General features: G+C 71.0%; 8 protein-coding genes. 4 read left to right on the top strand and 4 right to left on the bottom strand.

Going from position 1 to position 12,850, the window contains the following annotated elements; genetic code table 11:
- Positions 1-131: 131 nt before the first annotated feature.
- The gene (locus AB0C38_RS42185) at positions 132-1,964 is read right to left on the bottom strand and encodes an ABC transporter substrate-binding protein (protein WP_360684560.1); all 1,833 of its coding nucleotides are present in this window, start codon (positions 1,962-1,964) and stop codon (positions 132-134) included.
- A gap of 170 nt (positions 1,965-2,134) precedes the next feature.
- Here AB0C38_RS42185 and AB0C38_RS42190 point away from each other — a divergent pair, with 170 nt between their 5' ends.
- Both AB0C38_RS42190 and AB0C38_RS42195 read left to right on the top strand, forming a co-directional pair.
- Positions 2,135-2,962: a M55 family metallopeptidase gene (locus tag AB0C38_RS42190; protein ID WP_360684563.1), complete on the top strand. Its 828-nt coding sequence runs from the start codon at positions 2,135-2,137 to the stop codon at positions 2,960-2,962.
- Positions 2,955-4,253, top strand: coding sequence for a M20/M25/M40 family metallo-hydrolase (locus AB0C38_RS42195; protein WP_360684566.1), 1,299 nt, complete (start codon positions 2,955-2,957; stop codon positions 4,251-4,253). The genes AB0C38_RS42190 and AB0C38_RS42195 overlap by 8 nt, the downstream gene beginning before the upstream one ends.
- On the opposite strand, the gene AB0C38_RS42200 is transcribed toward AB0C38_RS42195, so the two are convergent.
- Entirely contained in the window at positions 4,250-5,209 is a 960-nt protein-coding gene (locus AB0C38_RS42200; protein ID WP_360684569.1) for a zinc-binding dehydrogenase, read from the bottom strand. The two genes, AB0C38_RS42195 and AB0C38_RS42200, sit on opposite strands and share 4 nt — an antisense overlap.
- 108 nt (positions 5,210-5,317) lie before the next feature.
- Between AB0C38_RS42200 and AB0C38_RS42205 the strand changes: the two genes are divergently transcribed.
- Positions 5,318-6,034 (top strand): helix-turn-helix transcriptional regulator, encoded by a 717-nt coding sequence (locus AB0C38_RS42205; protein WP_360684786.1) that lies wholly within the window; start codon positions 5,318-5,320, stop codon positions 6,032-6,034.
- Here AB0C38_RS42205 and AB0C38_RS42210 read toward each other — a convergent pair.
- Positions 6,024-6,656 carry a class I SAM-dependent methyltransferase gene (locus AB0C38_RS42210; RefSeq protein ID WP_360684572.1) on the bottom strand — a complete coding sequence of 211 codons (633 nt, stop codon included), beginning with the start codon at positions 6,654-6,656 and terminating at the stop codon, positions 6,024-6,026. The two genes, AB0C38_RS42205 and AB0C38_RS42210, sit on opposite strands and share 11 nt — an antisense overlap.
- Before the next feature lie 42 nt (positions 6,657-6,698).
- A complete protein-coding gene (locus AB0C38_RS42215) occupies positions 6,699-8,327 on the bottom strand; it encodes a tannase/feruloyl esterase family alpha/beta hydrolase (RefSeq protein WP_360684575.1) in 1,629 nt (542 codons plus the stop codon).
- Positions 8,328-8,471: 144 nt separating this feature from the next.
- On the opposite strand from AB0C38_RS42215, the gene AB0C38_RS42220 reads away from it, so the two are divergent.
- The gene (locus AB0C38_RS42220) at positions 8,472-12,782 is read left to right on the top strand and encodes a GH92 family glycosyl hydrolase (protein WP_360684578.1); all 4,311 of its coding nucleotides are present in this window, start codon (positions 8,472-8,474) and stop codon (positions 12,780-12,782) included.
- Positions 12,783-12,850 lie beyond the last annotated feature (68 nt).

Here is a 12,850-nt window from a genome sequence, read left to right on the forward strand (position 1 = left end):
CAACACACACACACCCAAGATGATTAGAATCGTATAGTGTATCTCCCTCACCACCACCGGGGGGGTCCCGGCCCCCCCGGGGTGCTCGTGGGGGTCGACGAGCACCGCGGCTTGTTCGGGGGCAGTCATGCTTACTCGCGGTCTTCCGAGGTCTTGTTGCGGCGGCTGATGATGATCCCGCCGACGACGATGATCACCACGACGATCCCGCCGACGACGATCCACACCACGGTGCCATCGGAGCCGCCGCCGGTGGCGTCCTTCGCGCCGGCCGGAGTGGCGCCGTAGACGCCCCAGTAGCCGGTCTGCTCGAGGATCGCGCCCTTGGGCTGCGGCTGGGTGGTGAAGGCGGCGAACTTGTCGGAGCGGTAGGCCTCGAGCGCGTTCTGGTAGTCGAGCACGATCGTCGGGAACTGGCTGTAGAGCCGGGCCTGGGCCTGCTTGACGTAGTCGGCCCGCTTCGCGTCGTCAGTCTCGGTGAGCTGCTTCTTGTAGAGCTCGTCGTACTGCGGGTCGCAGAAGAACGTGTCGGTGCTGCCGCCCTTGCCGTCGGCGCTGGGGCGCGCGGCACAGGTGTGCAGCGAGAGCGCGTAGTCCGGGTCGGGGTTGGTGCCGTAGCCGCCGATGGCGAGGTCGTACTTGCCGGTGGCGGTGCGGTCGGACAGCTCGTCGTCGGAGACGAGGTCCTGCTTGACGGTGATGCCGATGTCCTTGAGCCAGCCGGCGACGAACTGGGCGACGCCCTGGTCGTAGCTGCGGTTGGAGTGCCCGGTCAGGCGCAGCTCCAGCTTCGCGCCACCGGGGGCGGTGCGGACGCCGTCGGGGCCCTTCTTGTAGCCGGCCTGCTCGAGGGTGGCGTTGGCCGCGGCGAGGTCGAACTTGATCTTCTCGGTGTCGCTCGGGTCCCAGTGGTAGGCGCTGTAGACCGGCGGCACGATGCCGCCGCCGACCTGGCCGAGGCCCTTGAGCACCTTGTCCACCAGCGACTGCGTGTCGACGGCCTGGGTGATCGCCTTGCGGACGTTGATGTCCTTGAGGACCGGGTTGCCGTCACCGATGGGGTTGTTCGAGCTGTCGGTGACGCCGAAGTTGAACGCGAGCTCGTCGTAGCGGCGGCCCGGGGCGGCGTTGGTGGTGATGCCGTCCTGGCCCTGCAACGCGGCGAACTGGTTGGGGTTGAGCCGGTTGATGACGTCGACTTCGCCCTGCTTCAGCGCGTTGACCGCGGCTTCGGTGTCCTTGAACTGCAGCAGCTGCAGTTCGTCGACCTTCGGGGCGCCGCGCCAGTAGTCCTTGTTGGCCTTGAGCTTGACGTACTCGTTCGGCTTGTACTCGGTGACCTGGAACGGCCCGTCGGAGACCCCGGCGATCTTGAGGTCGTCGGTCGCGGGGTCCTTGAGGTCCTTGACGCCTTCCCAGATGTGCTGGGGCACGATCGGCACGTCGAGCAGGTTCATGTTGACCTGCACGGTCTTCGTCTTGATGACGAGGGTGGTGTCGTCGGGCGCGGTGACCGTCTCGAAGTTGGCGACGTAGTTGCCGTTGGCGGTGCGGGCGTTCTCGTCGGTGAGCATGCGGTTGAACGTGAACGCCGCGTCCTTGGCGGTCACCGGCTGCCCGTCGCTCCACTTGGCGCCGCTGCGGATCTTGAACGTCCAGGTCAGCTTGTCCGGCGACGGCGTCCAGGACTCGGCGAGGCCGGGTGCGGCTTCGGCCTTCTCGGCGTTCGGGACGGTGAGGAACTCGTAGGTGAACCGGCCGATCTGCGTGGACGCGGCGAGCACGGCGGTGAACGGGTTCAGGTGGTCGATGCCGGTGGTCAGCGCGACCCGCAGCACCGTGCCCTGCTGGGCCTGGGCCGGTACGGCGAGCGGGATCGCTGCCAAGGTCGCGGCCGCCACGACCGCGCCGACGCGGCCCAACCGGCCGATCCTGCGTGGGAAATGCACCAAAAACCACCCCATCGTTCTCGCTGTGAAGCCTCCCCAAGGACGAGAAGTAACCACATACCCGGACAACCGCGCAATATGTTGCCGCATCGGCAGGTGTCCGATCGTTATCGATCGAGTTCGGTGACGCACCGTGATCGGGGATCCGTGCCCGGGGCCGCGGCGGCCTGGTTAGAGTGCCGGGCATGCGCATCATGATCTCGGCGGACATGGAGGGCGCCACCGGCGTCACCTGGACCGACGACGTCGTGCCCGGTTCGCCGCAGTGGGACCGCTTCCGGCGGCTGTTCACCGGCGACGTCAACGCGGTGCTGGCCGGGCTGTTCGACGCCGGGGCCAGTGACGTCCTGGTCAACGAGGCGCATTCCTCGCAGCGGAACCTGCTGCTGGAGGACCTCGACCCGCGGGCGCGGATGCTGACCGGGCGGCACAAGCCGCTGTCGATGATGCAGGGCGTCGACTCCGGTGTGGACGGTGTGGTGTTCCTGGGCTACCACGCCGGCGCCGGGTTCGACGGGGTGCTTTCCCACACCTACCTGGAGAACCAGATCACCGGGGTGTGGCTGGACGACGTCCCGGCGAGCGAGGGCCGGCTGAACGCGGCGATGGCCGCGGAGTACGGCGTCCCCGTCCTGCTCGTTTCGGGTGACGACAAAACGTGTGACGACGCCCGTGACTACGCTCCGGAGGCGGAGCTGGTCCAGGTGAAGGAGTGCGTGAGCCGGTACGCGGCGATCTGCCTGCCGCCGGCGCGCACGGCCGACCTGCTGACCGGCGCGGCGGCCGACGCGATGGCGCGGGCCGGCCGGGAAGAGCGGCAGGTCCGGGCGCACCGGATCGAGGTGGAGTTCGACGCGAGCCACCTGGCGCAGGCGACGGCGGTGATCCCGACCGTGGAGCAGATCGGCACCCGGCGGGTCGGCTTCGACGCGGTGAACATGACCGAGGCGATGAAGGCGTTCAAGGTCGTCACGGCGATCGCGGGCGGGGCGGTGCAGGGCATCTATGGCTGACGTGACCGACCCTGTCGAGCTGTGCGCGGACCTGATCCGGTTCGACACGACCAACCGCGGCGGCAACGACGCCGAGCCCGAACGCCCGGCCGCGGAGTACGTGGCGGCGGTCCTGGACTCGCTCGGCATCCCGTCGAAGATCCTCGAGGCCGCGCCCGGGCGCGCGAGTGTCGTCGCGCGCGTGCCCGGCACCGATCCGTCGCTGCCCGCGCTGCTGGTGCAGGGGCACCTCGACGTCGTGCCGGCGGACGCCGCGGACTGGTCGGTGGACCCGTTCTCCGGTGAGGTCCGCGACGGGTACCTGTGGGGCCGCGGCGCGACCGACATGAAGGACTTCGTGGCGATGGTGCTCGCCGCGCTGGCCGGCGGGGTGCGGCCCCGGCGTGAGCTGGTGCTGGCGTTCGTCGCCGACGAGGAGGACCGCGGCGAGTGGGGCGCGCACTGGCTGGTCGCGTCCCATCCGGAGCTGTTCGAAGGCTGCGAGGCCGCGATCAGCGAGTCGGGCGGCTACACCTACCACGTGCCCGCGGCCGACGGCCGTGACGTGCACCTGTACCCGGTCGGGACGGCCGAGCGGGGGACGGCGCACCTGCGGCTCACCGCCCGGGGCCGGGCCGGGCACGGGTCGCGGCCCAACGACGAGAACGCCGTCACCCGGTTGGTGGGCGCGCTGAACCGGATCGCCGCGCACCGCTGGCCGGTGTCGCTGACCCCGACCGTGCAGGCGTTCCTGGAGCGGACCGGCGCGGCGCTGGGCGTCCCGGTCGACCTGTCCGATGTGGACCGGATGGTGGCGGCGCTGGGCCCGGCGGGCTCGCTGGTGGTGCCGACGGTCCGCAACAGCACCACCCCGACGATGCTCGACGCGGGGTACAAGGTGAACGTGATCCCGTCGACGGCGACCGCGCAGGTGGACGTCCGGGTGCTGCCGGGCACCGAGGAGGAGCTGTTCACCGTGCTGGACGCGCTGCTCGGCGAGGACGTCACGCGGGAGTTCGTCGCGCACCAGCCGCCGGTGCAGGCGCCGGTCGACTCGCCGTGGTTCGACGCGATGGCCGGCGCGCTGCGGGCCGAAGACCCCGAAGCCGTGGTGGTGCCGTACTGCCTCGGCGGTGGCACGGACGCGAAGGCGTTCGCCCAGCTGGGGATCGACAACTACGGGTTCGCGCCGCTGTGGCTGCCGAAGGGCTTCCCGTACCGGGCGATGGCCCACGGGGTGGACGAGCGGGTGCCGGTGGAGGGCCTGCGCTTCGGCACCCGCGTGCTGTCCCGGTTCCTGGAAAGCTGCTAGGGCACCACGACCAGCTTTCCCGCGGCCTTGTTGTCCTCCATGTACCGGTGGGCCGCGGCGATGTCGGCCAGGCCGAAGACCCGGTCGACGTTCGGCCGGTAGACGCCGGCCTCGACCTCGTGGACGACCCGCTGCAGCACGGCCGCGTTTCCTCTGAGGGTGTCGCTGTGGAAGGCCGTGAGCTTGGTGCCGGACGGGATCTGCGCGATCGGTTCGAAGTCCGGGACGATCCAGCCGCTGAGCGAGCCGGCCACGCACACCGTCCCGCCGCGGCGGACCAGGCGCAGGGAGTCCACCACGGTGTCCGCGCCGACCAGGTCCAGGACGTGGTCCGGGCCGTCGGGCCAGATCGAGCGGACGTCGTCGTCGAGGAGGACGTGGCCGACGCCGGCCGTGGTCAGCGCGCCGGCTTTGCCCGGGCGCCGGGTCGTGGCGGCGGTCTCGACGCCGTGGCCGGCCGCGATCGACGCGGCGGCCAGGCCCACCGACGAGGTCCCGCCGCGGATCAGCAACCGCTGCCCCGCCACGATCCCCAGCGCGTCGAGGGCACCTTGCGCGGTCAGGTACGTCTCGGGCAGCGCCGCCACCGTGTCCCAGGGCAGCGTCGTGGTCACCGGCATCAGCAGCGCGTTCGGCAGCAACGCGTACTCGGCATAACCGCCGTCGAACGCCCGGCCCATCTCCCCCATCACCGCCGCGACGGTCGTCCCCTCCGGTAGCCGGGGATCGGTGGAGGCCGCGACGACGCCCACGCATTCGATCCCGAGCACCCGCGGGAACCGCACGGCGGGGGAATGTCCCTGCCGGGTCCGCAGCTCCGACCGGTTCAGGCCCGCGCCCCGCACCCGCACCAGGCTCCAGCCCGGCCGGACCGCCGGCACCGGCAGCTCCCGGATCTCCAGCACCTCCGGGCCGCCCGCCCGGACACAGACCGCCGCTCGCATCGTCTCGCTCATGCGTCCACCCTCGCCGGGTCGGCGGGTGGCGGGCCACCGGTAGAATGCCAGCTTGTGCCCGCTCGCCGCCAACCTGCACCGGAGTCCCGGCTCTGGCCGTCCGGCGGGGTGCACCTGTGGCCGTCCGGGGAGACGCTTCCCGAGCACTCCCACCCCCGAGGACACCTCGTGTACGCGGCCCGCGGGGTCCTGTCCGTGCACACCGCACGGGGGACGTCGATCGTGCCCGCCAACCGGGCCGCGTGGACCCCAGCCGGGTTCGCCCACCGCCACCGGGCGCACGGCCACACCGACATGCGGATCGTGTTCCTGCCGGCCGCACTGGCGAAGCTCCTGCCGAGTCATCCGGCCGTGTTCGCGGCGTCGGACCTGGCCCGCGAACTCCTGCTCGCCCTCACCGGTCCCGGCGACCACGACGACGCCGCGAGCGCCCGGCTTCGCCGCGTCCTGGTCGACCAGCTCCGGGAAGCCCGCGAACAGCCGTTGCACCTGCCGGATCCCCGCGACGACCGGTTGCGGGCCGTCGCGCGGGTCCTGTACGAGCAGCCCGGGGACACCACCTCGCTGGCCGACCTCGGGCGCGCGACCGGAGCCAGTGCCCGCACCCTGAGCCGGTTGTTCCACGACGAGCTGGGCATGACCTTCTACGAGTGGCGCACCCAGCTGCGCATCGGCCACGCGCTGGTCCTGCTCGCCGACGGCCACGACACCACCCACGTCGCCCACGCCTGCGGGTGGGCGAACCCGAGCCACTTCATCGCGGCGTTCACCGCCGTCGTGGGCACCACGCCCGGCCGCCACCGGGCCGGCGGCGTCAGCGGGTGAAGGTGGCCCAGTAGCGGACGCCGTCGCGGATCGTCTCCAGGCTCACCAGCCGGACGCCGTCCTGGGCGACGGACTCGACCTCGGCGCGGCTGAACGGCCACGGCGGGCCCGGCTCGGGTGCGACGTTCTCCTCGGCCACCTCGGAGACCAGCGCCGTGCCGCCTGGGGCGAGGAACCCGGCCAGCGACGTGATCGCGGCCGCCCGGAAGTCGCGGGGCATCGCCTGGATGTTGATGATCTCCACGACCAGGTCGAACGCGTGGTGCCACTCCCCCGGCGGGTTCAGCAGGTCCGCCACCACGTAGTCCACTGTGGACTTCGGGAACCGGGCGCGGGCCGCCTGGACCGCGGACGGGGCGACGTCGAACGCCGTCACCGTCCAGCCGGCCGCGGACAGCAGCTCCGCGTCGTCGCCCAGTGCGCTGCCGACCACGAGCGCGCGGCCCGCACCGGGACGCACCCAGGCCGCCAGGTCCGGGTTGGGCGCGCCGCGCGTCCACGGGACCTCGGCCTCGCCGCGGGCGGCGGCGGTGTAGAGCTGTTCGAACCACCCGGTCGGGTTGCCTTCGGCGAGGGAGGCGCGGGCGAGAACTCGGTCGGCGGGGTCCGGCGTCGGCGTCATGATCGTGACCTTAGCGACGACGCCGGACCCGCGGGCGCGGATTCACCGGGCGACCGGCCCGGGGATCGCGTACAGCCCGTTGCCGGCCCAGTCGACGACGTCGCGCGGCGGCGAGGAGGGCGGTGCCGGGCGGAAGTTGGCCGCGTCGTCGACGCTGCCGGTGCCGTCGTAGACCGCGCGCTGCGGGTAGGTGAACACCGGCCGGGTGCGGGTGACGGTGCCGGCGGCGTCGCGGCCGGTCGCGGTCGCCACGGTCGGCGTGGTGCCGCGTTCGACCCAGGCGACGAGCTCCTTCAGCGGGTCGAACTCGGTGAGCGTGGTGCCACCGGCGCAGTGGTAGAGCGACGGGACCAGGAACAACCGCGTCCAGTCCTGGGTGCGGCCGTGGGTGAGCCGCTGGTAGTAGTCGAGGGTGCCGGTCGGCGGGATGGCTTCGTCGGCCCAGCCGTGCCACAGCACGAGCTTGCCGCCGCGGCGCTGGAACGCCGAGAGGTCGAGGCTCATCGCGTTGTACCGGACGCCGACCGGGGTGAGCCGGTCGAACTCGCGCCGGGTGAAGGCGAACGTGTCGGCGGTCGAGGCCGGCGCGCCGATCGGGTAGCCGAGGTAGCGCAGGTAGTTGTCGGCGAAGCTGCGGGCGAAGGAGATGCCGCCGGTCTCGGGCACGCCGATGATCCACCCGGCCCAGGACAGCTCGGAACCCGGCGGCTCGCCGCCGGGGTAGAGCTGCGTGCCGTGGGTGTCGGTGGGCGGGGAGTAGAGCCGGCGGGTCGCGGTGACCTGGGCCGGGGTGAGGCACGCCGGGGTGTCCGGGCCGGTGCAGGTGAGCTTCGCCGGGTCGAAGCGGCACGCGCGCGGGTCGTCGAGCTGGCCGTCGGCGAGCCCGTCGAGGCGGTCGCAGGCCGCGAGGACGGCGTCGTGGAGAGCGGGCAGCTTCGCGGCGGTGAGGATCGGGCTGCCGTCGGCGGCGGTGTTCACCCGCGCGAGCCAGGCCTGGAACACCATCAGGGGGCTCCAGTAGCCGGCGGGAGCGCCGGCGACGATGCCGTCGAAGTCGGCCGGGTAGCGCTGGGCCAGCTGGAGGCCTTCGCGGCCGCCGTCGGAGCAGCCGGTGAAGTAGGACTTGCGCGGCGGGGCGCCGTAGAACGCCTGGATGACCGCCTTGGCGGCGCGGGCGACGACGTGGGGTGCGCGGAACTCGAAGTCGTTGCGCGCGGCCTGGTCGTGCGCGCCCCAGCTGCCGTCGACGACGACCTCGGGGGGCGTGCCGACGTGTCCGTCGTCGGTGGCGGCGACCGCGACGTCACCACCGTGGGGCAGGCCGCAGTCGGCGAAGGCGGGCGGGTTGACGAAGCCGCAGAAGCCGCCGCAGCCGTACTGCAGGTAGCGCCCGGCGTAGGTCTTGGTGGGCAGCCGCAGCTCGAAGCGGACGGCGGGCTCGACGTAACCCTGGACGCCGCAGTGTTCGGGGTCGGTGCCGGTCGCGGGGACGACGGCCGCCGAGGTGACGTGCGTGGCGGCGCCCGGGAGGGCGAACCCGCGGACCAGGTCGCCGCAGGCGGTGATCGGCCGGACGGGGGACTCCGCCGCGGCGGTGGCGGCCACCGGGGCGAATCCGGCGGTGGCGAGCGTGAGCGTGACGACGGCGGTGAAGATCCGGACTGTTCTCATCGGGGTCCTTCCCCTCGGTTGTCCAGTTCTGGCCAGGTTTGCCGACCGGTCTTGACATCGATGTCACCCGCGCGTTTCGCTTCCTGGGCGCCGCCGGTCCCCGTCCGTCGGTCCCCAGTTCACCCTCCAGAGCTTGGAGCAACGATGCCCCGAAGCGCCAGACCGCCGGTCGCTTTCCTGGTGACCGCCGCCGTGGTCGCCGCCGGCCTGGTCGCCCTCCCCGCGACGGCGTCCGCGGCGGAAGAAGCCCTTCCCGCCGACTTCTCGTCCTCGTTCGAGGCCGGTGACGCCCAGCCGACGTGGACCGACACCGTCGACACCGACAAGGCGGGCAAGCCGCGCGCCTTCGGCGTCAACGGCGCGAACGGCACCGCCATCCCCGGCGACATCCGCGGCAAGGTCACCGAGACCAGCGCGAGCAGCGAGAACACCGACGGCGGCGAGGTCGTCGCGAACCTCGTCGACGGCACCCCGGACACGAAGTGGCTGTCCTGGGACCCGACGGCGTGGGCGCAGGTCAACCTGTCCGAGGCCACCTCGGTGACGCACTACGCGGTCACCTCGGCCAACGACCACGACGAGCGCGACCCCAAGGACTGGACCCTGCAGGGTTCCGACGACGCGCAGTCCTGGACCGACCTGGACAAGCAGGCCGGCCAGACCTTCAGCGCCCGGTTCCAGCAGAAGGACTACAAGCTGGCCGCGCCGAGCGCGCCGTACAAGTACTTCCGGCTGAACGTGACCGCCAACAACGGCGGCGACATCCTGCAGGCCGCGGAGCTGCTGCTGGCCAACGACGACCCGGCACCGCCGCCGCTGCCGAACATGCGCAGCTTCACCGACTCCGGCCCGACCAGCGGCTACACGAACAAGAACCGCGTCGGCTACACCGGGCTCAAGGCGTTCCGCTATTCCGGCAGCCAGACCGTCTCCGGCCACGGCTGGTCGTACAACAAGATCTTCGACGTGAACGTCCCGGTCGTCGCCTCGACCGAGCTCTCCTACAAGGTGCAGCCGCAGTTCATCACCGGCGACCTGAAGTACCAGAGCACGAACGTCGCGATCGACCTGGCCTTCACCGACGGCACCTACCTGCGCAACCTCGGCGCGACCGACCAGTACGGCTTCCCGCTGACCCCGGAGGGCCAGGGCAAGAGCAAGGTCCTCTACACCAACCAGTGGAACCTGGTGCGCTCGGTGATCGGCACGGTCGCCAAGGGCAAGACCATCGACCGGATCCTCGTCGGCTACGACAACCCGGACGGCCCCGGCTCGCTGCAGGGCTGGCTGGACGACGTGAAGGTCTCGGCCACGCCGACTCCGCCGGCGAGCACCCGCCCGAGCGACAACGTGCTCACCACGCGCGGCACGATGGCCAACAGCACGTTCTCCCGCGGCAACAACTTCCCGGCCACGGCGGTGCCGCACGGGTTCAACTTCTGGACCCCGGTGACCGACGCCGGGTCGAGCAGCTGGCTGTACAACTACAGCACGAGCAACAACGCGCAGAACCTCCCGCAGCTGCAGGCGTTCAGCGTGAGCCACGAGCCGAGCCCGTGGATGGGTGACCGGGAGTCCTTCCAGGTGATGCCGTCCGCGGCCGCCGGGGTACCGGACGCCAACCGCGACGCGCGGGCGCTGCCGTTCAAGCACAGCGACGAGGTCGCGCGGGCGCACTACTACGGCGTCCAGTTCCAGAACGGGATCAAGACCGAGATCGCGCCGACCGACCACGCGGCGATGATGAAGTTCTCCTTCCCGGGCGCGGACTCGAGCCTGATCTTCGACAGCGTCGACAACTCGGCCGGGCTGACGCTCGACCCGGCCACCGGCACGCTCTCGGGCTACACCGAGACCAACGTGTACGCCGGCGCGGGCCGGATGTTCGTCTACGCGACGTTCGACAAGCCCGTCACCGCGGGCAGCAAGCTCACCGGTCAGGGCCGCGACAACGTCACCGGGTACCTGCGGTTCGCCGCGGGCGCCGACAAGACCGTGAACATGCGGATCGCGACGTCGCTGATCAGCCTCGACCAGGCGAAGAAGAACCTCGCGCAGGAGATCGCCCCGGCCGCGACCTTCGACTCCGTGCGCGACGCCGCGCAGAAGGCGTGGGACGACCAGCTGAAGGTGATCGAGGTCGAGGGCGCGTCGCAGGACCAGATCACGACGCTCTACTCGAACCTGTACCGGCTGTTCCTGTACCCGAACTCCGCGTTCGAGAACACCGGCACCACCGAAAAGCCGGTCTACAAGTACGCGAGCCCGGTGTCGGCGAAGACCGGCCAGGACACCGTGACCCAGACCGGGTCGAAGGTGGTCGACGGCCAGATCTACGTGAACAACGGGTTCTGGGACACCTACCGCACCACGTGGCCGGCGTACTCGCTGCTGACCCCGGACATGGCCGGGAAGATGATCGACGGCTTCGTCCAGCAGTACCGCGACGGTGGCTGGATCTCCCGGTGGTCGTCGCCGGGGTACGCGGACCTGATGACGGGCACCAGCGCCGACGTCGCGTTCGCCGACGCCTACCTCAAGGGCGTGAAGAACTTCGACGTCAAGTCGTTCTACGACGCGGCGCTGAAGGACGCGACGGTGACCCCGCCGAACAACGCCGTCGGCCGCAAGGGTCTCGACCAGGGCATCTTCCTCGGCTACGCCCCGAACACCTCGGAGCACGGGTTCTCCTGGTCGATCGAGGGCTACGTCAACGACTTCGGGATCGCGAACCTGTCGAAGAAGCTCTACGACGAAGCTCCCGCGAACGACCCGCGCAAGCAGGAGTACCAGGCGAACTACGAGTACTTCACCAGCCGGGCCCAGCAGTACGTGAACGTGTTCGACCCGAGCGTCGGGTTCTTCCAGGGCCGCGACGCCGCCGGCAAGTTCGGCCGCTCCCCGCAGGAATACGACCCGCGGGTGTGGGGCATCGACTACACCGAGACCGACGGCTGGGGCATGGCGTTCTCCGTGCCGCAGGACGGTCAGGGCCTGGCGAACCTCTACGGCGGCAAGGCGGGCCTGGCGAAGAAGCTGGACGCGTTCTTCGCCGACCAGGAGACCGCGAACTTCCCCGGCTCCTACGGTGGCGTGATCCACGAGATGCGGGAGGCGCGGGACGTGCGGATGGGCCAGCTCGGCCACTCCAACCAGGCTTCGCACCACACGCTCTACATGTACGACTACGCCGGTCAGCCGTCGAAGACGCAGGCGAAGGTCCGCGAGGCGCTCTCGCGGCTCTACACCGGCAGCGAGATCGGGCAGGGTTACGCGGGCGACGAGGACAACGGCGAGCAGTCGGCCTGGTGGACCTTCAGCGCGCTGGGCTTCTACCCGCTGCAGATGGGCAGCCCGAACTACGCGATCGGGTCGCCGCTGTTCAAGAAGGCGACGATCCACCTGGCCGGCGGCAAGGACCTGGTGATCAACGCGCCAAAGAACAACGCGAAGAACGTCTACGTCCAGGGTGTGAAGGTCAACGGCAAGGCCTACAGCTCGACGTCGCTGCCGCAGGACGTCATCGCGCGCGGTGGGGTCATCGACTTCGACATGGGCCCGAACCCCTCGAACTGGGGCACCGGCCCGAACGACGCACCGAAGTCGATCACCACCGGTGACGCCGTCCCGGCGCCGCTGCACGACGAGACCGGTCCCGGCAAGGGCACGCTGTCCACTTCGGACGGCTCCAACGCGGGGGCGCTGCTGGACAACACGTCTCGCACCCAGGCCGCCGTCACCGGGGCCGTGCAGTACCAGCTGAACAACACCGACGAGGCCGTCACGACCTACACGCTGACGTCCCAGACCGGTGCGGGCGACCCGAAGAGCTGGACGCTGAAGGGCTCCTACGACGGCAAGACGTGGGCGGTCGCGGACCAGCAGTCGAACCAGGCGTTCAGCTGGCGGCAGCAGACCCGCGCGTTCAAGGTGGCCAACCCGGCGCACTACGCCTACTACAAGCTCGAGGTCACCGCGACCAGCACCGGCGTCCCGGCGCAGCTGGCCGAGCTCGAGCTGCTGGGCAAGCCGGACGCCGCCTGCACGCAGACCATCACCGGCGACCGCAAGGGACCGCTGTCGGTCTCGAGCGGCACGGTGTGCCTGCAGGACGCGACCGTGTCGGGTCCGGTCACCGTGGGCGGCGGCGCTTCGCTGATCGTCCGTGGCGGTGAGATCAAGGGCCCGCTGGCCGCGACCGGCGCCGCCCAGGTCGTGCTCAACCGGACCAAGGTGGGCGGCCCGGTGGCGATCACCGGGGTGAGCGGGCCGGTGTCGATCGAGCTGACGAGCGTCGCCGGCCCGGTCGCGCTGACCGGCAACCACGGGCCGGTGCTGACGTCGAGCACGATCGGCGGCCCGCTGGCCTGCGCGGCCAACTCGCCGGTTCCGACGGACTACGACCTCCCGAACACCGTCCGCGGCCCGTCCGCCGGGCAGTGCGCGAAGATCTAGTCTCGCGGTAGGTTCGGTGAAGGCCTCCTCGCCTCGGCGGGGAGGCCTTCACTCTTTTCGGGAGGTGA

Source organism: Amycolatopsis sp. NPDC048633 (assembly GCF_040650695.1).
Classification (GTDB): domain Bacteria; phylum Actinomycetota; class Actinomycetes; order Mycobacteriales; family Pseudonocardiaceae; genus Amycolatopsis.